At 45.0% G+C, this 24645-nt stretch carries 27 protein-coding genes and 2 tRNA genes; 24 read left to right on the forward strand and 5 right to left on the reverse strand.

Going from position 1 to position 24645, the window contains the following annotated elements; genetic code table 11:
- Positions 1-68: 68 nt before the first annotated feature.
- Positions 69-1235: a DUF1343 domain-containing protein gene (locus AACM02_RS02055; RefSeq protein WP_339115916.1), complete on the reverse strand. Its 1167-nt coding sequence runs from the start codon at positions 1233-1235 to the stop codon at positions 69-71.
- Complete coding sequence (locus tag AACM02_RS02060) at positions 1232-1624, reverse strand: MerR family transcriptional regulator (protein ID WP_332457637.1); 393 nt, start codon at positions 1622-1624, stop codon at positions 1232-1234. The genes AACM02_RS02055 and AACM02_RS02060 overlap by 4 nt, the downstream gene beginning before the upstream one ends.
- A 157-nt stretch (positions 1625-1781) precedes the next feature.
- On the opposite strand from AACM02_RS02060, the gene alaS reads away from it, so the two are divergent.
- The 4 genes from alaS to AACM02_RS02080 all read left to right on the forward strand — a co-directional run bounded on the left by alaS (position 1782) and on the right by AACM02_RS02080 (position 8568).
- On the forward strand, positions 1782-4403 hold the full coding sequence (gene alaS, locus AACM02_RS02065; protein WP_339115917.1) for an alanine--tRNA ligase: 2622 nt from the start codon (positions 1782-1784) through the stop codon (positions 4401-4403).
- A 77-nt stretch (positions 4404-4480) separates the two neighbouring features.
- Positions 4481-5497 carry a LacI family DNA-binding transcriptional regulator gene (locus AACM02_RS02070; protein WP_332457639.1) on the forward strand — a complete coding sequence of 339 codons (1017 nt, stop codon included), beginning with the start codon at positions 4481-4483 and terminating at the stop codon, positions 5495-5497.
- 143 nt (positions 5498-5640) lie between these two features.
- Positions 5641-7176, forward strand: coding sequence for an MFS transporter (locus AACM02_RS02075; RefSeq protein ID WP_339115918.1), 1536 nt, complete (start codon positions 5641-5643; stop codon positions 7174-7176).
- A gap of 51 nt (positions 7177-7227) precedes the next feature.
- Entirely contained in the window at positions 7228-8568 is a 1341-nt protein-coding gene (locus AACM02_RS02080) for an alpha-amylase family glycosyl hydrolase (protein WP_339115919.1), read from the forward strand.
- 12 nt (positions 8569-8580) lie between these two features.
- Here the strand turns inward: AACM02_RS02080 and corA are convergent, their stop codons facing one another.
- Both corA and rsmA read right to left on the reverse strand, forming a co-directional pair.
- Positions 8581-9525, reverse strand: coding sequence for a magnesium/cobalt transporter CorA (gene corA, locus AACM02_RS02085; RefSeq protein WP_214063412.1), 945 nt, complete (start codon positions 9523-9525; stop codon positions 8581-8583).
- Positions 9526-9553: 28 nt separating this feature from the next.
- On the reverse strand, positions 9554-10360 hold the full coding sequence (rsmA, locus tag AACM02_RS02090) for a 16S rRNA (adenine(1518)-N(6)/adenine(1519)-N(6))-dimethyltransferase RsmA (RefSeq protein WP_339115920.1): 807 nt from the start codon (positions 10358-10360) through the stop codon (positions 9554-9556).
- A 169-nt stretch (positions 10361-10529) separates the two neighbouring features.
- On the opposite strand from rsmA, the gene AACM02_RS02095 reads away from it, so the two are divergent.
- The 16 genes from AACM02_RS02095 to AACM02_RS02170 all read left to right on the forward strand — a co-directional run bounded on the left by AACM02_RS02095 (position 10530) and on the right by AACM02_RS02170 (position 21868).
- Positions 10530-11552, forward strand: a complete 1023-nt coding sequence (locus AACM02_RS02095; RefSeq protein WP_339115921.1) for a lysylphosphatidylglycerol synthase transmembrane domain-containing protein — start codon at positions 10530-10532, stop codon at positions 11550-11552.
- Between the two features lie 10 nt (positions 11553-11562).
- Entirely contained in the window at positions 11563-13026 is a 1464-nt protein-coding gene (locus AACM02_RS02100) for an aminoacyl-histidine dipeptidase (protein ID WP_339115922.1), read from the forward strand.
- A gap of 41 nt (positions 13027-13067) precedes the next feature.
- On the forward strand, positions 13068-13574 hold the full coding sequence (locus AACM02_RS02105; protein ID WP_214062252.1) for a flavodoxin domain-containing protein: 507 nt from the start codon (positions 13068-13070) through the stop codon (positions 13572-13574).
- Complete coding sequence (locus tag AACM02_RS02110; protein WP_339115923.1) at positions 13558-13767, forward strand: hypothetical protein; 210 nt, start codon at positions 13558-13560, stop codon at positions 13765-13767. Before AACM02_RS02105 ends, AACM02_RS02110 begins: the two co-directional genes overlap by 17 nt.
- An 88-nt stretch (positions 13768-13855) precedes the next feature.
- Positions 13856-14329, forward strand: coding sequence for a DUF4252 domain-containing protein (locus AACM02_RS02115; protein ID WP_339115924.1), 474 nt, complete (start codon positions 13856-13858; stop codon positions 14327-14329).
- Positions 14319-14825, forward strand: a complete 507-nt coding sequence (locus tag AACM02_RS02120; RefSeq protein WP_339115925.1) for an RNA polymerase sigma factor — start codon at positions 14319-14321, stop codon at positions 14823-14825. Before AACM02_RS02115 ends, AACM02_RS02120 begins: the two co-directional genes overlap by 11 nt.
- A complete protein-coding gene (locus tag AACM02_RS02125; RefSeq protein WP_339115926.1) occupies positions 14812-15333 on the forward strand; it encodes a hypothetical protein in 522 nt (173 codons plus the stop codon). Before AACM02_RS02120 ends, AACM02_RS02125 begins: the two co-directional genes overlap by 14 nt.
- The gene (locus AACM02_RS02130) at positions 15330-15806 is read left to right on the forward strand and encodes a DUF4252 domain-containing protein (protein WP_214062247.1); all 477 of its coding nucleotides are present in this window, start codon (positions 15330-15332) and stop codon (positions 15804-15806) included. The genes AACM02_RS02125 and AACM02_RS02130 overlap by 4 nt, the downstream gene beginning before the upstream one ends.
- A 94-nt stretch (positions 15807-15900) precedes the next feature.
- Positions 15901-17541, forward strand: a complete 1641-nt coding sequence (locus AACM02_RS02135) for a S8 family serine peptidase (protein ID WP_339115927.1) — start codon at positions 15901-15903, stop codon at positions 17539-17541.
- Between the two features lie 34 nt (positions 17542-17575).
- A complete protein-coding gene (gene xseA, locus AACM02_RS02140; protein ID WP_339115928.1) occupies positions 17576-18817 on the forward strand; it encodes an exodeoxyribonuclease VII large subunit in 1242 nt (413 codons plus the stop codon).
- 7 nt (positions 18818-18824) lie between these two features.
- Complete coding sequence (locus tag AACM02_RS02145; protein WP_339115929.1) at positions 18825-19364, forward strand: hypothetical protein; 540 nt, start codon at positions 18825-18827, stop codon at positions 19362-19364.
- Positions 19361-19558 (forward strand): exodeoxyribonuclease VII small subunit, encoded by a 198-nt coding sequence (gene xseB / locus AACM02_RS02150; protein WP_339115930.1) that lies wholly within the window; start codon positions 19361-19363, stop codon positions 19556-19558. The genes AACM02_RS02145 and xseB overlap by 4 nt, the downstream gene beginning before the upstream one ends.
- A gap of 6 nt (positions 19559-19564) precedes the next feature.
- The gene (locus AACM02_RS02155; RefSeq protein WP_339115931.1) at positions 19565-20254 is read left to right on the forward strand and encodes a 2-C-methyl-D-erythritol 4-phosphate cytidylyltransferase; all 690 of its coding nucleotides are present in this window, start codon (positions 19565-19567) and stop codon (positions 20252-20254) included.
- A gap of 141 nt (positions 20255-20395) precedes the next feature.
- A complete protein-coding gene (locus AACM02_RS02160; protein WP_332457649.1) occupies positions 20396-20869 on the forward strand; it encodes an Lrp/AsnC family transcriptional regulator in 474 nt (157 codons plus the stop codon).
- 134 nt (positions 20870-21003) lie between these two features.
- A complete protein-coding gene (locus tag AACM02_RS02165; protein WP_332457650.1) occupies positions 21004-21591 on the forward strand; it encodes a hypothetical protein in 588 nt (195 codons plus the stop codon).
- Positions 21584-21868, forward strand: a complete 285-nt coding sequence (locus AACM02_RS02170) for a transcriptional regulator (protein ID WP_339115932.1) — start codon at positions 21584-21586, stop codon at positions 21866-21868. Before AACM02_RS02165 ends, AACM02_RS02170 begins: the two co-directional genes overlap by 8 nt.
- Positions 21869-21941: 73 nt before the next feature.
- Here AACM02_RS02170 and AACM02_RS02175 read toward each other — a convergent pair.
- Positions 21942-22015: transfer RNA gene (locus AACM02_RS02175), tRNA-Pro, on the reverse strand.
- A 115-nt stretch (positions 22016-22130) separates the two neighbouring features.
- Between AACM02_RS02175 and AACM02_RS02180 the strand changes: the two genes are divergently transcribed.
- From AACM02_RS02180 to AACM02_RS02195, 4 genes are all read left to right on the forward strand, one after another.
- Positions 22131-22203 (forward strand) — tRNA-Gly (locus AACM02_RS02180).
- Positions 22204-22363: 160 nt separating this feature from the next.
- Complete coding sequence (locus AACM02_RS02185) at positions 22364-22789, forward strand: hypothetical protein (RefSeq protein WP_045088815.1); 426 nt, start codon at positions 22364-22366, stop codon at positions 22787-22789.
- 311 nt (positions 22790-23100) lie between these two features.
- Positions 23101-23442 (forward strand): helix-turn-helix domain-containing protein, encoded by a 342-nt coding sequence (locus tag AACM02_RS02190; protein ID WP_339115933.1) that lies wholly within the window; start codon positions 23101-23103, stop codon positions 23440-23442.
- A 4-nt stretch (positions 23443-23446) separates the two neighbouring features.
- Positions 23447-24637 (forward strand): primase-helicase family protein, encoded by a 1191-nt coding sequence (locus tag AACM02_RS02195; RefSeq protein ID WP_045088817.1) that lies wholly within the window; start codon positions 23447-23449, stop codon positions 24635-24637.
- The last annotated feature ends 8 nt before the right edge of the window (positions 24638-24645 follow it).

Genomic DNA, 24645 nt, shown 5'->3' on the forward strand with positions numbered 1-24645 from the left:
AATTTGAGATCTCGGGGCAGGGTTTTCAGAGCTAAAGCCAATTTCTACCTAAATCCTCAAAAAACCCATCATTCATCGTATAACAGATAAGGGCGCCGTTGCTGCTTAAACCTCAATACGTCACAAAACCATTTCTCTTTTATTTCCCGAGCGGATTTTCCGGCAATAATATCCTGACGGATATAATCCACTCCCACTAATTTTTCAAAAAAGTTGGTGAAAAATTTATCGCCCATTTTCAGGTTTTTATAGGCATCGATAACGTAGGAGAGATCGAAACCGTATTCCCAGATCTGTTCGTACGAAACATTCCGGAGGTCCACACCGTAACATTTTCTGTTGAGCAACGGCGGGTTCTTAGCTCCCGGAACGCTGCGGGGAGTAAAGGAAAAACCAGAGCCTTTGAAGTTCGGATGCCCGTAGGCCTGGAATGGAAAAGAGGTCCCGCGGCCCAGGCTCATGACTGTGCCTTCGAAAAGGCATGTGGAAGGATAAAGATAAATGGACTGGGTATTTGGCAGGTTGGGAGAAGGGGCTACGGGTAATTCGTATTTTGTCTGATGCGTATAATTTTCACAAGGGATAACAGTCACATCGCAAATCCGGCCTTGGGGCAACCATTTTTCGCCGTTAATCATCAGGGCGAGCTCACCCAGCGTCATTCCGTGAACCACGGGGATGGGCAACCACCCTACACCCGACTTGTGTTTCATATCCAAAATCGGCCCATCCACATAAAATCCATTTGGGTTGGGACGGTCGAGTACGATCATTTTCTTATTGTGTTCAGCACAGGCATCCATTAAACGAGCCATACTGGCATAGTAGGTGTAAAACCGCAATCCGACATCCTGAAGGTCGAAAAGAAGCACATCGAATGTTCTCATCTTATCGGCAGAAGGCTTACCGCCTCCACCACCGTATAGCGACCATACAGGAACTCCCGTTTTCTCATCCATCGAGCTTGCCACGTGCTCCCCCGCATCGGCCGTTCCACGAAATCCGTGTTCGGGGGAGAAAATTCCAACCAGGTCAACTTTATTCCGGATAAGTAAATCCACCAGATGTTCGTCCCCTACCCTTCCGGTTTGATTGGTCATAACCGCCACCCGTTTTCCCTGGATGAGCGGGAGATATGCTCCGGTCAATTCGGCCCCTGCTTTAACGGTTTGTGCCGGTAGATTAAAGGAGAAAAAGAGTAATGCCGCAATAAAAAGTACTTTCTTTACCCTCATTCTATTTCCGTTTTGCTGTATTTTTGCTGCTCGTGAAGCCGGTCAAACTCTTCTTCCAGCGAGAGCAGATCCTTCTTTATTTCCTTAAGTTTTTCCAACGCTTCCACACGCTTAACCTCATCGTCTTTTTTCGACTTCAGCGACTGGCGCGCACCTTCCAGCGTCAATCCCTTCTCTTTTACCAGGTGATGCACAATCTCCACCTGTTGAATGTCCTCCCGGGTGTATTGGCGTGTTCCTCCGGCCGTCTTTTTCGGGTTAATATTTTCGAACTCTTTCTCCCAGAACCTTAACAGCGACACATTTACAGCAAAATGATCCGCCACCTCCTGAATGGAATAGTAAAGCCGTTTATCGTTGAACTGGATTGGTTTCCTTCGCTTGCCCATTTCTTTACCAAAGTTTTGAACCTTGACAAAGATACAAATTAGAATCAAAAGACAATGATTTTTGCTCATGTTTTGACGCAAGAAAATTGTATCTTTGCACCTCAAAAACAAAACTTCGAATTTCCCGCTCGAAATTCAAAAAACTCGAAACCCGTATATGACTTCAAAAGAAATTCGCCAATCGTTTAAAGATTTTTTTGCATCCAAGAACCACCAGGTTGTGCCTTCGGCTCCGATGGTGATTAAGGACGACCCTACGCTGATGTTTACCAATGCCGGCATGAATCAGTTTAAAGATATTATTCTGGGTAACGCCCCTGTTAAATATCCGCGGGTGGCAGATTCTCAAAAATGTTTGCGCGTGAGCGGCAAGCACAACGATCTGGAAGAGGTAGGACACGACACTTATCACCACACGATGTTTGAAATGCTGGGAAACTGGTCGTTCGGCGATTATTTCAAAAAAGAAGCCATCGCCTGGGCATGGGAATATCTTGTGGGGGTACTGAAACTCGATCCGGACCGGCTCTACGCAACCGTTTTTGAAGGAAGCCCCGGAGAGAATCTGGAGCGCGACAATGAGGCCGCCGGTTACTGGCTGCAATATCTGCCTAAAGAACGTATCATTGACGGAAACAAAAAAGATAACTTCTGGGAAATGGGCGATACAGGGCCTTGCGGGCCTTGTTCCGAAATTCATATCGATATCCGATCCGAGGAGGAGCGAGCCAAGGTAGACGGGCTTCTGCTCGTGAACCAAAGCCACCCTCAAGTTATTGAGATCTGGAACCTCGTGTTCATGCAATACAACCGCAAGGCCGATGGTTCGCTGGAACCGCTTCCTGCCAAAGTGATCGACACCGGCATGGGGTTTGAGCGTCTTACAATGGCAGTACAAGGAAAAATATCGAACTACGACACCGATGTTTTTCAGCCAATCATCGCTGAAATCGGAGAAATCACAAGTGTGACGTATGGAAAAGATGCCCGGAAAGACATCGCCATGCGTGTTATTGCCGACCACATTCGCACCATTTCTTTCTCGATAACCGACGGCCAATTGCCATCGAATGCCAAAGCCGGATACGTTATCCGCCGTATTTTGCGCCGCGCCGTCCGTTACGGATACACGTTTCTCAACATGCATGAAGCGTTTATGTATAAGCTTGTGCCTACGCTCATTGAAGTTATGGGAGATGCCTATCCCGAATTGGAGACGCAAAAGACACTGCTAGGAAAGGTGATTAAAGAAGAAGAGAATGCGTTCTTAAGAACGCTCGAAACCGGAATCCGTTTGCTTGACAAGGAAATTGCTGAGCACAAGAGATCGGGCAGGAATGAACTGGAGGGAGAGATCGCTTTTCAGCTATACGACACTTTTGGCTTCCCGCTCGACCTGACTGAACTTATTCTTCGTGAACACGATATGTCGGTCGACCACAAAGGCTTTGATGCCGAAATGCAAAAACAGAAAGAACGTGCACGGAATGCAGCTGCCGTGGAAACGGGAGATTGGATTAAAATACGGGACGGCGAAGCCGAATTTGTAGGTTACGACGAGACCGAATGCGAAACGCAGGTGATCCGTTACCGGAAAGTGAAACAGAAAAACAAGGAATATTACCAGATTGTGCTTACCAAGTCGCCGTTTTATGCCGAAATGGGGGGCCAGGTAGGCGACAGCGGCTGGCTTATCGACGAAAATGGAGAGGGGACCGACATCTTCGACACCAAGCGTGAGAACAATCTTCCCGTTCATTTGGCGAACAAGCTGCCGCATCATATCGAAGGCTCTTTTCGAGCAAAAATAAACACCGCCCGGCGTACGGCAACCGAATGCAATCACACCGGGACACACCTGATGCACGAGGCGCTGCGCGAGGTACTGGGAACGCATGTAGAGCAAAAAGGATCGTATGTCTCTCCTGAAATCCTGCGGTTCGACTTCTCGCACTTTCAGAAAATGACCCCGGAAGAAATTCGTGCCGTGGAACAGAACGTCACCGAAAAAATCCGCAGCAATTTCTCCATTGAGGAACACCGCCACGTACCCATCGATGAGGCGAGAGCACAAGGTGCCATGGCCCTTTTCGGCGAGAAATACGGCGACGATGTTCGCACGGTCCGTTTTGGGTCGTCCATTGAACTTTGCGGAGGAACACATATCTCTTCCACCGGGCGTATCGGCACATTCCGTATCGTAAGTGAAAGCGCCATCGCTGCCGGTGTCCGCCGCATAGAAGCCGTTACTGCCAAAGGCTGCGAAGATTATTTGTACACGATGGAAGACATGCTCCGAAACATAAAAGAAGCATTGTCGGGTAACGCTCCCGAAATCATGGTGGGCTTACGCAAACTGATGAGCGAAAACGAGGAGATGCGGCAAAAAATTGAAGCGTTTACAAAAGAGCGCACCGTACAGTTAAAGAACCTCATTATCCAGAAAAAAGAGATCGTTAACGGTGTCACGGTGTTTAAGCTTGAAGGTATGGTGGTTACCCCCGAAATTGTTAAGGATATTGCCTTTCAGCTGAGAGGAGAGTTTCCGGAATACATGGCCTTTATGGCGGCAACCGGTGGCAACAACAAACCAAGCCTGACAGTAATGCTGAGCGACGACTTAGTGTCAGGAGGGCTTAATGCAGGAACCATTGTACGTGAAGCAGCCAAACATATTCAGGGAGGAGGAGGAGGCCAACCACACTTTGCGACTGCCGGAGGTAAAAATGCCGATGGGTTAAAGATGGCGATGGAAACAATGTTGCAATATTTACCATAAGCCGGAAAAAACTCCCGGGTTTTGTTGTTTAGGTCCCTTTTTTTCATATATTTGAGACATTTAAAAACCTCAACAATATGGACAAGCGACAAATTACCCTGAAAGACATTGCCAAGGAGTTAAAATTATCACCCTCAACCGTATCCAGGGCACTAAGGAATCATCCGGCCATCAGCAAGGAAACCAAAGAGCTTGTACGGGACTATGCCGTGAAACACAAATACAAGCCTAACACGCTTGCGCTTCAACTTCGTACGAATCGGAACAATACCATTGGCGTTATTGTTCCTGAAATTGTGCACTATTTTTTTTCTACGGTAATAGCCGGTATTCAGGATGAAGCGGAAAAAGAGAATTATAACCTGATCATATGCCAGTCCAACGAAAATTACGGCCGGGAAGTAAAGAGCGTGGAAACCCTTCTTGATGCGAGGGTACGGGGCATTCTGGCATCTCAATCCAAATCGACCGAAGAGTTTTCTCACTTCCAGGACATTATAGACAACGGGACACATCTGGTATTTTTCGACCGTATCTGTACCGGGATCAATACCGACAAGGTGGTTATAGACGACTACGCCGGCGCTTATAATGCCGTTGATTATCTAATCGGAAGCGGATGCACACGCATTGCTTTTCTTGGCTCCAACCCACACCTGCCCATTGCCAACAACAGAAGGATGGGTTACGAAGATGCGTTGCGGAATCATAATATCCCCGTGGATAAATCCCTTATGCAGGTATGCGACACCATTGAGCTTGCCCGTGAAACAGTGCCTGTCATGCTGAAGATTACTCCTGTTCCCGATGCTTTTTTCTGTATCAACGACGAGGTGGCGTCTTATTGTCTTCAGATCTGCAAGTCAGCAGGATACAAGATTCCACAGGACATATCGGTTTGTGGATTTACCAATTCATACATTACTGAAGTGACCGATCCTACACTTACCAGCGTAGACCAGCACGGCTTCGAGATGGGAAAAACTGCAGCACGCCTGCTTATAAACCGCATAAAAGGTATCGAGAAGAAGACAGGCATCGTGAGCAAAGTCATTAAAACTAAGCTGGTGGTCAGGAACTCCACAAGAAATTGATACCGAATCGCCCCTCAGTCATTGCGTCACTGGCTCCAATGCATTCGATTGCATACGTTTTTTCACTTTTTTACTTTAAATACAGCTTTCTGATGTCCAAAGCATTATAAATTTGTTTCTTAACAGAAGAAAAACATCACAACATGAAGAAAAGACACCTCTCTTTTTGGGAAATCTGGAACATGAGTTTCGGATTTCTGGGAATTCAATTCGGTTTTGCACTTCAGAACGCAAATGTCAGCCGCATTTTCGAGACACTGGGCGCACGGGTGGAAGATATCCCCATACTCTGGATTGCCGCCCCGCTTACCGGGCTCATCGTTCAGCCCATCATCGGGCACCTGAGCGATAAAACCTGGAACCGGTTCGGCCGGCGCCGCCCTTATTTTACCATCGGTGCCATTTTTACTACGCTGGCGTTGTTCGTCATGCCTAATTCTCCGGCACTGTGGATTGCAGCCGGCATGTTATGGATTATGGATGCTTCCATCAATATCTCCATGGAGCCGTTCCGTGCTTTTGTAGGAGACAATCTTCCTTCTGAACAGCGGACAATGGGGTTTGCCATGCAGAGCTTTTTTATCGGTTTGGGTGCCGTTGTTGCTTCGGCATTGCCATACATCTTAACCAACTGGTTTGGTATCCCCAATACTGCCGGTGAGGGCATAATACCCCAGTCGGTTAAACTCTCGTTCTATATCGGAGGGGTTGTTCTACTGGCATCGGTCCTGTACACCGTTTTTACTTCCAAAGAATATTCTCCTGAAGAATTGGCCGCTTTTGAACAGGAAAAGGAAAAAATATCCGGCATTAAAACCGAGATAAAGCCACCGGTCACTCCGGTTCAATTTCTTAAAAACGGTTCCGTCTGGACAACTGCAGGAATCATTGCAACTGCAATAATTGTTTTATTGAAGCTCGAAGCTCAACTCTATATTGTTTCGGGGTTGGTATTGACCTTTGGAATTATTTTACTGGTATCGGGCATGCTGACTAAAAAGGGAAGGACCCAAAACGGCATGGTGGGCATCATGAACGACTTGCTTCATATGCCAAGAACCATGGGGCAACTGGCCGTGGTCCAGTTTTTCTCGTGGTTGTCGTTTTACGCCATGTGGATTTATACTACGCCGGCCGTAACCCAACATGTCTTTGGGACGAATGACACAGCTTCCGAGCTCTACAATCAGGGTGCCGACTGGGTAGGGGTCCTTTTTGCCGTTTACAATGCCGTGTCGGCCCTGTCGGCGTTTCTGCTTCCGGTTCTTGCCCGTCAGATCGGACGGAAGGCAACCCATTCCATTGCACTGGCATTGGGCGGGATCTCATTTATCTCGTTCTTCTTTATTCAGAATCCCCAAATTCTTCTATTGCCTATGATTGGTATCGGTTTCACCTGGGGAAGCATCCTATCCATGCCGTATGCCATTCTCACGGGCTCACTTCCGGCAGATAAAATGGGAACATATATGGGGATTTTCAATTTTTTTATCGTTATTCCGCAAATCCTGGCTGCCAGCATCCTGGGATTCGTCACGAAAGATATTTTTGGAGGACAAGTAATTTTCACGATGGTTCTTGCCGGATGTTCACTTGTTCTCGGAGCTTTATCGGTTTTTTTCGTTCAAGATCGGGACGATGCGTATAAATTTAAAAAAAATGCACAAGAACAAAAATAACAATTTAAGTTTCGCATGTGTTGCTAAGGAGCTTGAATAAATAACACAGCAATGAAAAAAACAATTTTCCTTTTATGGATTGTGTCGCTTCTGTTTTCGTGCGGAAACAAAAAGCAGGAAGCGGCAACAAGTGTACACCCCGAATGGGTTTACGATGCCACTATCTACGAGGTAAACACGCGACAATTCACGCCAGAGGGTACGTTCAATACCTTTGCCGCTCATTTACCCCGGCTGAAAGAACTGGGCGTGGACCTGTTGTGGTTCATGCCTGTTCAACCTATCGGAGAAAAAGACAGGAAAGGAACATTGGGGAGTTATTACTCCATCAGAAACTATACGGAGGTGAACCCTGAATTCGGCACCATGGACGATTTTATAACCGTGGTAAAAGAAGCACACGACATGGGTATGAAAGTAATTCTGGACTGGGTACCCAACCATACCTCACGCGATCACACGTGGATAACGGAGCACTCCGACTGGTACAAGAGGGACAGTTTGGGAAGTCCGATTATCATGTACGACTGGACAGATATCGCGCCACTGGATTACGGCAAGAACGAAATGCGCAAGGCGATGATTGACGCCATGGCGTTTTGGGTGCGTGAGGCCGATATCGACGGTTTCCGCTGTGATGTAGCCTATGAAGTCCCGATTGATTTTTGGGAAACGGCAAAGGATTCACTCATAACGCTGAAACCGGATATTTTCATGCTTGCCGAAGCTGAAAAACCGGAACTCAACGAATCAATTTTTGATGCCTATTATGCGTGGGATCTCCACCACAAAATGAATATGGTGGCTCAGGGAAAAGAAAACGTGGATTCTCTACGGCTATCGCTCAAGCGAATGAACGAACGTTTTTCCTCCCATGCCATACCGATGTATTTCACCTCGAACCACGATGAAAACTCGTGGAACGGAACGGAGTTTGAACGAATGGGCGAGGCCGCCGGAACCTTTGCCGTACTCACCTATATGCTTCCCGGCATGCCTCTGATTTACAGCGGACAAGAGGCCGGATTAAACCGCAGGCTGCAGTTTTTTGAAAAAGACAGTATCAATTGGACCGACAGGAGCGGATTTACCGGTTTATACACATCGCTTAACGCATTAAAAAAAACCAATAAAGCGTTGCTTTCACCGGAGAGAGGGGGAAAGATGACTGAAATCGTGAACGACAGTCCGGCAAGCGTTTTCTCTTTCAAACGCGCCCATGAAGGAAACGAGATCGTTTGTGTTTTTAATCTCAGCAAATACAGTGTGAAAACTGTTTTCAACGAAGAAGTGCCGGGTATAGGCTTTACCGCTTTTCCTTCTGCCAAAACAGTAACGCCTGTAAAAAAAATAGAACTGGCCCCCTGGGAATACCGGATATATGTCAAATAGCCGGTAATAACTTTACAACCACTTCCTTTTCTTGAAATACAACAGGATGGCCAGCGATGAAAGCACCATCAACCCTATCGATACGGGATATCCCCATTTCATGTTCAGCTCTGGCATGGCTGTAAAATTCATCCCGTAAATACTGGCGATAAGCGTGGGCGGCATAAAAATCACCGACACAATGGTAAAGATCTTGATGATTTTGTTCTGTTCGATATTAACATAACCTAAAAACGTGTCCTGCAAGTAGTCCAACCGGTCGAAACTGAACTTGATGTGCTCCACCAGCGAGTTGATATCTCGGATCACCATCGATAGTTTCGGCTGTAGTTCCTTGGGAATAAAATCACTGCGTAACATGCTCGAAACCGTGCGTTGCTTATCGATAATGTTCTCGCGGAGCATCATGGTCTTTTCCTGTAAGTTCTTGATCTCGCCCAGCAACTCCTTGTCGGCTTCCTGCAGACTCAAGCTGTTACTGAGCTGGGTGATCTTGTGTGTCATGTTTTCAATCATATCGGCATCAAACTCCACCCGGGTTTCGAGCAATGCCACCAGAACATCCGCACCGGTATTGTATCCTTTGGGGTTTGCCGATATTTTCTTCACCGTTTCATGAAACGAAATAAGTTCCTCGCTGCGAACCGTAACCAATATATTGTTTTTGAGTATAAACGACACCGGGTCGCTTTCGAAGTTCGACAAAAGGAAGTTCGAGTTAACCACCAGTGTATCCTGCGTCTCGATGTAACGCGACGACATCTCGATCTCGATCATTTCCTCTTCTTCCTGAATGTAAATCTTCAGAAAGTCTTCGAGTTCGTTTTCCACCTCTTCGTCAACGTCATTAAGGTCTATCCATAGAAAGCTCTGGATAGGGTTTGATTTGAGAAAATCAAGGCTGCGGCTGAGTCTAACCACGCCGTCTTTGTGGTAAAAGAGTTTGATTTCCGCCATGATGTTTCGGTTTTTAATCGATGAATAATCAGTTCTTGTTTTCTTGCAAGAAATTTTTGCCGGCTAAGGGTTCGAGCAGGTTCGTTAGCTGTTCGAATTGTTCGATCGACAGCTGCTCGGGACGTTTTGTGAGCATCGGGTCGTCGGGCAAAGGACTTTCTTCGGGCAGCAGCGATCTGATGGAGTTTCTCAGCATTTTCCTTCGCTGGTTGAAACTTGTTTTCACTACCGACTTGAACAGTTTTTCATTGCAGTTGAGCTGCTTTCGTTTATTACGTGTAAGCCGCACAACTGCCGATTTGACCTTGGGCGGAGGAATAAACGCCTGTTCGCTCACCGTGAAGAGGTACTCGATATCGTACCAGGCCTGCAGCAAAACACTGAGTATGCCGTAAGCTTTACTACCGGGTGAAGCAATCATGCGCTCAGCCACCTCCTTCTGTATCATACCCGCACAACAGGGAATCAGGTCCTTGTTTTCGAGCACTTTAAAGAAAATTTGCGTGGATATATTGTAAGGATAGTTACCAATAACACAGAATGGTCCGTCGTAATATTCCGCAACATCCAGGGTCAGGAAATTTTGCTGCAAAATATTTCCGTTCAACGAAGGAAAATACTCCTTCAGGTAAGCAATGGACTCCCGGTCGATTTCCACAACCGTAAGGTTTCTGCCTTTTGACAGCAGAAATTGCGTGAGCATACCGGTACCCGGCCCTACCTCGAGAATGGGAAGCGGAGCAAAAGCGTCGAGCGTGTCGGCAATCCGACTGGCAATTGCTGAATCTTTCAGAAAATGCTGCCCGAGGTTTTTTTTAGGTTTTACCGATATCATTGTCAATTAGCGATTATTAGCTATCTTTACGGTCGCAAAGGTAAGGAATAATTTAAAAATTTTGGCAATCAACGGTCAAAAAAGGATAGAACAATAAGTTAAAATAGTGCTTTTTAGCTTTCTTTTTATGCCTTTCGCACCTACTCTAGAAAGACCCTATTCAGTTAAGATGAACTCAAAGCGCATACAGGATATTCTAAAAACAGCATTATCACTTGCACTTGGCGTAGCTATAATCTGGCTGCTCTATCGCAAAACCAATTTAAGGGAAGTGTGGGAGATTGCAAGCTCCGCTCATTTCGGGATTATCGCTTCATCGCTCGTGTTCGGGCTTTTGGGCAACTATTTTCGCGCATTACGCTGGGAACTTTTCCTGAATTCCCTGGGATACCGCCCCAAGCGGGAGAGCATCGTGTTCGCCACCTTTGGAAATTATGCCGTAAATTTTCTTTTGCCCCGCGCTGGAGACCTGTGGCGATGTGGGATAGTAACCAAATACGATCAGATCCCTTTCTCCAAAACTTTCGAAACTTTTTTTGTAGATAAAATCCTCGATATCCTGGCGGGTGTTGTTCTCGTTATCATCAGCCTGGCGCTTTATGTCGACTTCTTTGTATCTTATTTTCATCAAAACCCCGGCTTTGCAGAAAACTTCACGAAATTATTTACGTCCGTTTGGCTGTACCTGCTTCTCATACTGATTAGCGGCGGAATCTTTGTCATGTTTTTCTACTTTAAAGAAAACCCTCTGGTAAAAAAAGTCAACAAGTTCCTACAGGTCGTCCAGTACGACATGGTACTGATTGCCAAGATGAAATCGAAAGGGAAAATAATTATTTACACCGTTCTCGCCTGGTTGAGTTTTTATGTGTATTTTTACATTTGCTTTTATGCCTTTGATTTCACCAAAAACCTGGGTCCGATAATCGGGTGGATTGTATACGCCATGAGTAACGTCGGCGTGGCAGTACCCGTTCAGGGAGGCGTCGGGACGTGGCATTTCATGGTAATCTCCTCCCTGGTTATCTTCGGGATAGGTTATGAAGAGGCCAGCGCATTTGCAGGGGCAATCTTCACCGTTCAATCGGTTTGGATCATCCTTTTGGGAGTGATGGGAATTCTGGCTCTTCCGTATGTAAAAAGAGAAAAAGAAAATTTAGGATTACCTGTTATCGAAAATCAGAAACAATAAATATATAATTATGGCAACATCAGAAATTTTAAACTTAAATCCCCAAGGGGTCTGGAAATATTTTCACGAACTCAATCAAATTCCACGACCTACCGGACAAATGGAAGAGGTCACGAAATTTGTAATGAATTTTGGCAAATCACTCAACCTGGAAACCAGGCAGGATAAAGCAGGGAATGTGCTCATAAAAAAGCCGGCATCAAAAGGGTACGAAAGCGGAAAAACCATTATCATTCAATCGCACCTGGATATGGTTCCCCAAAAAAACGCTGATGTTACCCACGATTTCTCCAGAGACCCCATTCAAACGTATATCGACGGTGAGTGGGTGAAAGCTCGCTCCACAACGCTGGGAGCAGACAACGGTATCGGATGTGCCATGATGATGGCCGTGCTTGAAGACAACCTGCTGAATCACCCGCCTATAGAAGCTCTTTTCACTGTGGATGAAGAAGTGGGAATGGACGGTGCCTTTGGTCTGCAGAAAGGCTTTCTGAGCGGCACGGTCATGTTGAATTTAGATACCGAAGAAGACGGCGATCTCTGTGTTGGTTGTGCCGGAGGGACAGACGTGAATGTCTCTTTCCAGTTTAAGCCCGATGAAGAAATTGAGAAAGGCGACGTGGCTTTTAAGATAAGCCTTACCGGGCTCAAAGGCGGACACTCGGGAACACAGATCCATCTGGGACATGCGAATGCCAACAAACTGATGAACCGGTTTCTCAAAGACGTTGTGAGAAACTACGAAGCCCGTCTCGCAAACATTCACGGAGGATCACTGAGAAACGCCATTCCACGCGAATCATTTGCCGTTGTCACCATCCCCGAACAACTTTCGGAGGACCTGGTTGATTTGGTGAATGAATACGAATCGCTTTTCCGGGAAGAATTTTCAGGAATTGAAAGCTCCATCTCTTTTAAAGCCGAAAAAACCGACGTGCCGGAATCGTTGTTACCGATTGAGGTTCAGGATGATCTGATCAATGCCGTAGAAGGTTGTCCAAACGGAGTAATCAGTATGCTTGCAGAATTTCCGGGTGTAGTAGAAAGCTCGCTCAACCTGGCCCTGGTTCAGTCGACGGAAGGACAGATTGAGGTGAAACTGCTGGTCCGAAGCTCCTCGGAAAGCCGGAAAGAATGGGTTTGTTCATCGGTGGAAAGCGTGTTTATGCTTGCCGGAGCAAAAGTGGAATTCGACGGTGCTTATCCCGGCTGGCAACCCGATGCCAACTCAGAACTACTGACCACGATGACGAAAATATACATGGAGAAGTACGGTCAACGTCCCAACGTAAATGTTATTCACGCCGGACTGGAATGCGGAATCATTCAGGCAAATGCCGGACACAAACTTGATATCGTTTCATTCGGCCCCACCATCACCGGTGCACATTCGCCCGATGAAGCCGTTCATATCGCAGCCGTCGGAAAATCCTACGACTACCTGTTAGCTATTTTGGAACAAATGAAATAAATTTCTATTCTGCACGCACTTCTTCCCAAAACAACCATCAGATGGCAGCAAACAACACACTCATTGTTTATGCTTCCCGGCGCGGAGACGAGGAGAAGTGCGCGCGGGAGATTTTCAATTTGATCGACGGTAAAGTAGATATCTGCGACCTGAGTAACAGAGAATCTTTTCCCGATGCGTCAACGTATGATACTGTCATTATAGGCAGTTCCGTTTATCACGGAAAAGTTTTGGAGTTGGTCTCTAATTTTTGCCGGATAAACCTCGACATACTTACCCGGAAGCGTCTCGGGCTTTTCATCATATGTCCGGATTCCGGCGAAAGGGCAGAAAAAGAATTGCAGGAAGCTTATCCACCCGAGCTTTTTAACAGTGCCATTGCCAGGGACTACTTCGGTGGAGAGATCGATCCTTCCAGGCTGTCCATCCTGGAAAAAATAATAACGTACCGGCTGTCCGGATCAAGAAAACCGTCAATCCCTGCCTCCCGGGAAAAAATTAAAAAATTTGCCAAAAAAATGAACCCGTCCCATGCCTCTCAAGAGTAAAAGGTACATATTTCTACCGCTGGCTTTAGCTGCTTATGCTATCGTGATGGCTGTTATCGGATATCCCAACTACAAACAGTCGGGTAACCTCAACGAGTTCTGGATGATTATCGGTGCATGCCTCATTTTGGCAGTTTTACTCCATTTCGTTTTGAAACGAAGAGAAAAAAACCGGGAAAAATTCAACAAATAATTCTTTTTTGTCACAAATCTAATCCCTTTTCGTCTTCTTTTAAAAAGGAAGATAAATTTCGTTTTGAAACTACCAAAAACTCAATTTTATGAACAAACGTCTATCAGTCATATTGTTGTGCGGATTATTGGCATTCTCCGCCTATAGCCAGTCGAAAGTATCGTTCGAACACCTGTACAACAGGTTTGCGCAGGAGAAGAACGCAGAAAAAGTTAAAGTGGGCGGATTGCTGATGTTTCTGACCAAGCCCCTTGTAGCGAAATACGCTGACGGTTTAAATATTTCGAGCGTTCATGTTCTCGCTCTGGATGAATGTTCGCAGGATGTAAAACTCAGGTTCAATACGTTGGCTGAAAAACTGAATGATGACAAATATGAGGTTCTGCTGAAAGCAAACGATAAAGAAGAAAAAACAAGAATACTCGCACGATTTCAAAACGACGCAATCCGGGAGCTGGTCATCGTTTCCATGGGTAATGAACCGACTCTCGTACGCATCAAGGGAAAAATTAAACCCGAAGATGTACAAAAATTAGTCAACCCGGACGACAATGAGCAATGAGGAATTTAAAAAGCGTTTTTTATCCTTTCATTCGTTGATTTATCGAATTTCGTGCCGTATTCTCGAAAACGGAGATGACGCTGATGATATTACGCAGGAAGTGTATATAAAACTTTGGGAACAGAGGAATAATCTTGGAAACGTCCGTAACGATGAAGCCTTTGTGGTAACCCTGACAAAAAACCTGTCCATTGACTGGCTCAGGAAAAATCACCGCAAAACGACATCCGTTATTGACAACAAAGACATAAGGTGTGAAAACAGGGAAGAGGAAAGAATGGATGCCCGGGACGAATTATCCAATTTGATGAAATGTATGAGCGCTTTACCCAAAACACAACAGGAAGTAATCAGGCTCAGGCACTTCGCTGATCTGTCGATCAGAGAGATAGCCGAAGCCACTCGTCAAACGGAAACCAATATCCGGCAACTATTATCGAGAGCCAGACGTACAATGAAAGAAAAATTAAACAGAAACGGAAATGAACAGCAATGATATCAGAAAATTAGTAGAAAAATTCTACGAAGGAAAAACTTCGTTGGAAGAGGAGAGAACACTGGCTGATTTTCTTCTACGGGATAACGTGCCGGACGAGTTTTTCCCAGACAGCAAACTGTTTTATGCATTGAACACGCATTCAATGGAGGTCCCCAATGAATCAATCCAAGCAATAGAATCTCTCATCGACTCGTTTAAAGAGGAACAACCGTCGGATAAAAAAATAAAGATGTCCCACGCAAAGTATTGGGCCATTGGCGTTGCAGCATCGTTCGCGCTTATCTTAGGAGTAAGACAGTTTCAAAAAAGTCAGCAGGCTGAGTCTACACTTTTTACCGACACTTACAAAAATCCTGACGATGCTTATCGGGCAACCGTAGAGGCCTTACAACTCTTTTCGGATAATTTCTCCAAGGGAACCGAATCGGTTGAAAAAGCCAACATGCATCTGGAAAAAGCACAAGAGATAATCAATCAATCACTTAAACAAGGCATAGAAAAATGAAAAAAACAATCTTATCCATACTGTTACTGGCAGGTTTCACATTTACTTTTGCACAAAAAAACCCGTTTGAACAGTTCTCCGAAATGGACGGTGTAACATCGGTTTACATATCAAAGACGATGTTGTCCATGATTCCCAAAAATTCTAAAATGAATTACGGAGGAGTAAACGTGGGAAGCTTTTTAAACAAATTGTCATCGATCCTCATCCTTACATCCGAGGATCAGAAAATTGCCCCGCAAATGCTTTCCATGGCTAACAACCGCGTGAAAGGACGTGATTACGAACTGTTGATGCGCGTGAAGTCGGACGATAACGATAACGTCAATTTCTTTATGAAAGGTAAGCCCGAGGATATCCGTGAGCTGATTATGATTGTTGCCGGAAATGACGGTGAAAACGTGGTGATGCAGTTTTTGGGAAATTTCACACTCGACGATATTCAGAAAATGACAGAAGGGTTCAATAAATAACCGTCCCTTCCGACAAGATCAAATCCGTTAAGCAAGGTAATTGCTTGACGGATTTTTTGCGTATATTTGTCCCTCCATCATGTATCGAGATAAAATGAAATTCTACGGCATCTCACTTTTCTTGTTTTTCAGCATTGCCTTGTCCGCTCAAAACACGCAGTTGCAGTATCGATTCAGGGTTTACCTGAAAGATAAGGGAAATCCGGTATTCCCGGTTTCCGAGCCTGAAAAGTTCCTCACCCCGAAAGCTATTGAGCGTAAAAAGCAACAACAGGTAAAAATAGATCAATCGGACCTCCCTATTTCTCCCGACTATTTCAATCAATTGAAAAATGCGGGCGGGAAGCCGGTTTCGTACAGCAAATGGTTTAAAACCATCGTGATTCAATTAAGAGACAGCTCTCAGATCAACGCTATTCTACAACTCCCGTTTGTGGATTCTGCCAGATATGTTTGGCGGGGTATCGAACGGAATTACCGCAACCCTGTTCGCCCCCGACTCGGGTGGCCCGATTGCCCGGAAGAAAGCGGAGAGGAAAATGGATTCGGACTTACAGAAAAACAATTTGCGCTCCACAATGCCCAACAGATGGTGTTGAGCGGATTCACCGGAAAAGGCATAAACGTAGCCGTTATCGATGCCGGATTTACCAACGCCGATGTTATCCCGCAATTCGGGGATGTTAACTTGGCAGGGTTCAGGAGTTTTGTTCCCGAAGGCGATATTTTTGCATCTAGCGACCACGGCACCAAAGTCTTTTCGACCATGGCGGCAAACCTGCCCGGGGTAATGGTGGGATCGGCTCCTTCTGCGAGGTATTATTTGCTTCGTTCCGAAGACGTTGTGAGTGAGTTTCCCGTGGAAGAGGATTACTGGGTACGGGCCGTTGAATATGCCGACAGCATCGGGATCGACCTGATAAATTCATCGCTGGGATACACCGCCTTCGACGATACTACCCTGAATTATAAACCCGAAAGTTTAGACGGAAAGACATCTTTTATGACCCTCGCTGCCAATAGAGCTTACGAAAAGGGAATGATCCTGGTCACAAGTGCGGGGAATGAAGGCAATAAACCGTGGCAGAAAATATCGGCTCCAGGCGATGCGCAACATGCCCTGACCGTGGGAGCAGTTGGAACAGACAGCCTAATTGCTTTGTTCAGTTCAAAAGGTTTTACGGCCGACAACCGCTTGAAACCTGATATTGTTTCCGCAGGAAAAAATACGGTAACTATAAGTAACAACGGCTTATTAGATTTCACGAACGGAACATCGCTTTCATCGCCTTTTGTAGCCGGACTTGTGGCTTCGTTGTGGTCGGTAAATCCTAGCATGAACCGGGCGGAAGTGCTGGATATTGTGAAACGATCGTCCGACCGGTATAACCGTCCCGATTCTGTTTACGGGTACGGTATCCCCGATTTCAGGAAAGCGGTAAGGGTCGTTTTAAGCAAACTGGAAACCCACGAAAAGCTGGTTGCCGAAGACTGTTTTTCCATATCGCGTACTGCGAAAAACAGTTTCGAGATAACCATTACCGAGCCCGATTTTTCATTCGATGCCTACACGGTAAATGTGTTGGATGAATCGGGTAACCTGATAGCAAAACACGAGTTTGAAAACGAAAAGCTCATTGTTCCTGTTCAACAGGAGGTCAAAAAAGCTAATCAATTCATACATTTCGTCTTCAAATCACCTTTTACACAGAAAACGGTCCGGTTCAAATTGTGATCCGGGACTGATAAAACAAACCAAAAATAACGGTATGCCCGAAAATTCACTTTCGTTATCGGAACTCAACGGTCAGGTGAGTGACGCCATCCGCGACCACCTGCCCGACACCTATTGGGTACGTGCCGAAACCAGTGATGTGCGCCTCAACCGGAACGGGCATTGTTATTTAGAGTTTATTGAAAAAGATGCCAGGGGGCAAAACATTGTTGCGCGCGCGCGTGGAGTTATTTGGAACAATGTGTATGAAATGCTTTCATCCTATTTCGAGACGGAGACAGGACAGCCATTTGTATCGGGATTAAGTATTTTGGTACGGGTCTCGGTGGATTTTCACGAACTGTACGGCTTCTCTCTCTCGGTGGTGGATATAGATCCTTCGTTCACTATCGGCGAAATTGCCCGAAACCGGCAACTCGTTCTCAGGAAGTTGGAGGAAGAAGGCGTCTTAACGCTTAACAAAGAGCTTACGTTTCCCGAACTGACGAACCGGATTGCGGTAATTTCATCGCCAACAGCCGCCGGGTACGAAGATTTCTGCGATCAATTGGCAAAAAACCCGTACGGGTTTGTGTTTTATACCCGGTTGTTTCCGGCAATCATGCAAGGGGAGCGGAGTGAACCGTCGGTAATCGCTGCCCTGGAAAAAATTTACGCCCACAAAGAACACTTCGATGCCGTTACCATTATTCGCGGCGGCGGTTCTTCGTCCGATTTAAGTTGTTTTGATTCTTACTATCTGGCAACCAACTGTGCGCAGTTCCCGCTTCCTGTAATCAGCGGAATCGGCCACGAACGAGACATCACCGTGATTGATATCGTTGCTCACACACGGGCAAAAACTCCGACAGCAGTAGCCGAGTTCCTGATTTCTCACGCCTCCAAAACGGCCGTCGAGTTGATGGATTTACAGCAGCGTCTGGTAGAAAAGAGCGGCCTTATCTTGCAAAGTTTGCAGGATAAGCTGGGCGAATTATCGCGTCGAATGATCCATTCCTCCCGTTTTTTTGTCCGGGAAGAACTTTCTGTAGTGCAGCAGTTATCGATTATTCTCAATCACCAGGCCAAACGTTTGCTGCAAGCAGAAAATCACTTTGTGGCCGAAAAAAGTCAATACATCCACATGGCGTCACCCGAAAATATCCTGAAACGGGGGTATACATTGACATTGAAAAATGGAAAAATCATTAAATCGGCAACGGAGCTTTCGGAGGATGATATTATCGAGACCCTTTTTACAGATGGAAAAGCAGAATCAATAATCACTAAAAAGTAATACTGTCATGACAAAAAAAGATTTCTTCAGAATCGTGCTAAGAATTCTCGGACTCTATTTCTTGGCCATGGTGGTTTTTAACTACCTTCCCAGCATAGTGGTCTTTTTTCACAGTCTGCCCCTTCTTAGCCTAATTCTGGCCATAGTTGTGGTTTCGCTGTTCGCATACATTTTTTTACTGCTTATTTTGAAGCCTGATCCAGTTATTAGAATTTTCAAGTTAGACAAAGGATTCGACGATGATGCGCTGTCTGCAAAGCGCATAGAATTCGTCAACTTATTAAAAATAGCTATTATAGCCACGGGGTTATTTCTAATCATCAGCCACTTGCCAACCTTTTTAACTCACCTCCTTTTTCTTTTAAAGCTAGTAGTAAAGAACCGGAACGAAATAACGGACCATGTGGAAAGCGCGCTCCTGACCGATTATATCTCTTGGGGAATAAAAATTTTAAGTTTGATAGTCGGTTATCTGATGATAACGAATTACTCGGCTATTGCTCGGTTTATCATAAAAAAAGATTCAGAAAAACAGTCAGATAAATGAAAGAATCAGCTCTTACCTACTCACAGGCCAAACAGGAACTCGAAGAGATTGTTTCGGCGATTGAATCGGGGGAATTGGATGTGGACGCGTTGACCGAAAAAGTGAAACGCGCATCGGAACTCATCGCATTCTGTAAAGAAAGACTCACAAAAACCGATGAGGAGTTACAGAAAATATTGGATGAAATCAATTAAGAGTTTATGATCCCGGAACAACACTTCAGCGTAGTTATCGTTGCCGGCGGCAAAGGATTGAGGGCAGGCGGAGAAATCCCGAAGCAGTTCCAGCCCATTGGCGGGAAACCCATATTGATGCGTACGGCAGAAGCCTTTTACAATTTCGATTACCGGATGCGAATTGTTATTGTTCTGCCAGAGGAGTTTCGCTTCTTCTGGGAAGAACTTTGTGAAAAGCACGGTTTCCGGATACCACACAGCATTGTCAGCGGGGGAGAAACACGCTTCCACTCCGTGAAAAACGGACTGGAAGAAATCCAGAAAGACGAGATTGTAGGGATTCACGATGCCGCCCGACCGTTCATCCCTAAAGAAGTGATCGGGAGATGTTACCGGGAAGCTTTTGATTTTCGTTGCGGAGTCATTCCGGTTATCGAGGAAAAGAATAGTGTCCGTATTCTTACTGCATACGAGAGTAAAGCTCTTGACCGTAAAAAAATCCGTGTGGTGCAAACTCCGCAGGTCTTTCCGGCCGATTTGCTAAAAAATGCCTACGAAACACCTTACCGCGAAGAATTTACCGATGACGCTTCAGTGGCTGAAGACAGTGGAATTCAGATAAAATTGGTGAAAGGCGATGAAAGAAATATAAAGATTACCACCCCACTCGATCTGAAATTTGCAGATTATTTATGTCGGAACAACCTTGTTTGAGTAACTTTTTGTAAACAATTAAGCGGTTATTAACCCCTATTTTGTACTAAAAGCACTATTTTATTGAAATAAACTTCTCAAAATGCTATTTTATTGTGACTTTTTCTCTATCTTTGCCCTAATATTTTAAAACGAGTTCCCATGGAAAAAATCGACAAACTAGACAGGCAAATACTTGAAATTATTTCACAAAATGCCCGCATCCCATTCAGAGATGTTGCGGATCAATGCGGAGTTTCACGCGCTGCCATTCATCAACGTGTTCAGCGTATGGTGGAAAACAATGTCATAACAGGATCAGGTTATCATGTCAATCCCAAAATACTCGGATATGCTGCAAGCGCTTATATCGGTGTGAAACTCGAAAAAGGATCGATGTACAAGAACGTGATTCCCGAGTTTGAAAAGATTCCCGAAGTAACCGAGTGTCATTTTACTACTGGGCCATACACTCTTCTTATAAAGCTTTATGCTAAAGACAACGAGCACCTAATGGACTTGCTAAACAACAAAATTCAGGAGATTCCCGGTGTTGTAGCCACCGAAACCATGATTTCGCTGAGCCAGAGCGTAAAAAGAGAAATTCCTATCTTAAAAGAATCTCCACGCGAATAACCAAAAACATTAAATAAAGTTAAACAGACGGCTTTTTTCGTGCATAAACAAGGTTTATATTATAAATCGATTTATATTTGCGTCGTATTTTGATTATAAACTTGAAATAACTATTCATTAAAATATTAAACAAAATGGAAGACAAACAATTAAATGAAAAAGAAAGTCTGGAACTTATCACTCAGATGATCCGCAACACGCAAAAGAAAATGGAAAAAGGGAGCGGTATTCCGTTCCTGATTTGGGGCTATGTCACCATAGCCGTTTCATTAACAGTGTGGTATTTACTCGGTAAAACCGGAAATCAGAACTGGAATTTCCTCTGGTTTGCCATTCCAGTTATCGGATTTCCCGTAATGCTGCTCGCCCTGAAGAGGAAAACAACTCTTCCCAAAACGTATATCGACAAAGTAATCAGCTATGTATGGATTGTCATGGGGGTTTCGGCGTTGATCCCTTCGATGGCTGCAGCCGTAATACACAATTTCCCGGTACTGTTTTTGGTAGTCTTGCTTATTAGTGCCGGGACGGCTATGACGGGACTTGTTATCAAGTTTAAGCCATTGGTTATTTCCGGTTTTGGAGGGATGCTTTTGTCGATTCTGTGCTTGATCCTTCGCGAATCGCTAGATTCAATCCTTGTCTTTGCTGCTCTTTTCTTGTTAGTCCAAGTCATTCCCGGACATATTTTGAATTATAAAAACCGAAAAAACCATGTTTAAGGAACTAGATCCGCTCCTTCATTCCGAACTTCGACTGGCAGTTATGTCAATACTGTTGTCGGTAGATGAAGCCGATTTTGTTTACCTGAAAGAACAAACAAAAGCGACCTCCGGCAACCTGAGTGTGCAGATCGACAAGCTGAACGAAGCTGGATACATTGAAGTGGAGAGGGGATTTGCGGGAAAACGCACGCGTACCGTTTGTAAAATAACGCCGGTTGGCGTGAAAGCTTTTGAAGATTATGTGGAATCTCTAAAAAGCTATTTGAAGCTATAAGGGAAAGACAACGGAAAGAGAATATAACTTCTAAAAAAGACGAAAGCCTGAAACTTTCGTCTTTTTATCTTTGTCGGGATGAGGTGACTCGAACACCCGACCTCCACGTCCCGAACGTGGCGCGCTAGCCAACTGTGCTACATCCCGATTTTTACGTATGCAAAGGTACAATATTTTTTTGTTCGTTCGGAACAAAAGTGAAAAAAACTCTTGCCCAATGAATAAATCGATCGAAAAAAATGTTACATTTGCATAACTATTTGCGGCAATAGCTCAGTCGGTAGAGCATTAGCTTCCCAAGCTGAGGGTCGCGAGTTCGAGTCTCGTTTGCCGCTCGTTCATCATCAAGCACTTATCGGTTTATTCCGGTAGGTGCTTTTTTCTTATAACAAACAAATAACAAACATGCGCCCAGAAAAACAATGAAAAGAAAAACAACGTTATCTACTGAAATCGAATAATAAATAGTATGTTTGCTATTCAAAATCATGGATTATGGCACGTCCCCGCAAATATACCTTTCCCCTTTCCGATCTGAGAGGATTTGAAGATGTAAGGCTGGAACTTAAATCCAACCCTGAACTTGATGGTCTTGATATTGAAAACGCAGTTATAACCCTGAAGCAACGTAAGCAGTCATATACCGCACAGCCTGAAAACCTTAAAAGAGCCCTTGTATCACTTGAACGATATATTTCCCGAAACGGTATCACCGAACCGGTCGAGTTGAGCAAGCGTGAAATGAGCGATATATTATGCATTTCCCGTCCGACCGTTGATAAGTGGATCGATGCGGAGATTATCAAGGCAGAAATCCCTGAAACTGCAAGTGACAAGTTCAGCAGCATTCAGTATTATCCGCATATCTTTACTACCCGATCCATATTGCAGGGATTGAAAAAGTTGGTAGATAAATTATAGTTATACAGTATCTTATAACTGTTGCCACCTCTCATTTCCAGATACTCCCCCTTTCTATTTATATTTATTTAACCGAAAATAATTACCACTTTACGTTTGGCATCGAGTGGCTTCGACTGTCTCCGGATTGACATATGGTATTGTTAAAATGTAAAGTTTAATCTCTGCCATTACTTTACGTTTGTCTGTGAGTGGCATCGAGTGGCTTCATAATACAGACATCTGTAAACCGATTTTGTGATTTGATTTTCAGTAATATACGACTTTACTTTGTGCGATGGATTTCTATTTATAATTTAAAAGAAAACGTAATGGAGAAAATTATTATCACTACACCCGACGAATTGAAAGCACTGGTAAAGGATGCGGTACACGGGTTACTGCCGGCACCGGCAGAGCAAAAGAACGATACGGATGCAGCCAACCTTGTGGAGATACTTGCCTTCCTGAAAGAAAACGGTTATCCCACATCCAGAGGAAAGATGTACAAGCTCACTTCCGCAGGAGATATCCCGCACCGGATTTATAATGGCAAACTTGTCTTTTCACGGAAAGAGGTACTGAAATGGGCTGCAAGCCAGACACGAAACCGTCATGACTATAGTGAAATCACCCGAACCGTTGCCCGTAGCGCACGGAGGAAAATGAAATGAAGCCATGGAAGATAAAAGAGAATATTTCCGTGTCGGGACAACCCTGTACAAGAATGTCAGGCGACCACTGATCAGTGGTGATTTTATCGAGGAAAAGATTGTCTGGAGCTATGAAGCGTTACGGCAGGATTACGGGAAAAACAGTCTCCCCGAAATCGGGAAATACGACGGATTTTGTATCATACCCAGCCATATAGACTATCAGCAGGCCTATGGAACTTTCCTCAACCAGTACGAACCTGTTGGCCATGCACCCTGCGAGGGTGATTTTCCTTATATCCGGCTATTTCTGGAACATATTTTCGAGGAACAGATAGAGCTGGGACTGGATTATATCCAACTACTGTATGTCCGTCCGACACAAATGCTGCCCATTCTCCTGCTTGTATCCAATGAAAGAGAAACGGGCAAGACAACGTTCCTGAAATTCCTGAAAGCATTATTCGGGAAGAATGCCACATTCAACACGAACGAGGATTTTAAAAGCCAGTTCAATGCCGACTGGGCAAACCGGCTGTTGATCCTGGTCGATGAGTTGCTGTTGAACAGGATGGAGGATACCGAGAAGATCAAGAACCTGTCAACAGCCGGAGACTACAAGATTGAAGCCAAGGGGAAAGACCGTCGTGAGATCGAGTTCTTTGCCAAGTTCGTACTCTGTTCCAATAATGAAAAGAACCCGATTATCATCCCGAGGGAAGAAATCCGTTTCTGGGTTCGTAAAATCAAACCGGTCGAAAAGGATATAACTTCCCTAAAGGAATTGATGACAAAGGAAATACCCTTTTTCCTGCATTTTCTGAAGAACCGGAAGCTATCCACGCAAAACGAATCCCGCATGTGGTTCAAACCCTCGCTGCTTGAAACCCCTGCGCTGAACAAGATAAAGAAATACAATTCGAGCAAGGTCGAGATTGAAATGGCTTCCTATTGTGCCGAGGTCATGGAACGGCTCAACCTGACCGGAATCCATTGCTGCCCGAAAGATTTACTTGACGTGGTACGGAATGCAGGATTGAAAGCAAACCTTCCTCAAATCCGGAACATTCTAAAGGATAACTGGAAGCTCCGTTCGGATCACAACAGCGATTATACATTTTACAGTATAGGCCCTAACGGGGAGATAAGTCCACTGGACAGGAAAGGACGGTATCTGGAGGTAGGGAAAGAGGTGATCGATAAAATCCTGTTGTGATGTTTTTC

The organism is Petrimonas sp. (assembly GCF_963921705.1).
GTDB classification, from domain to species: Bacteria; Bacteroidota; Bacteroidia; order Bacteroidales; family Dysgonomonadaceae; genus Petrimonas; species Petrimonas sulfuriphila.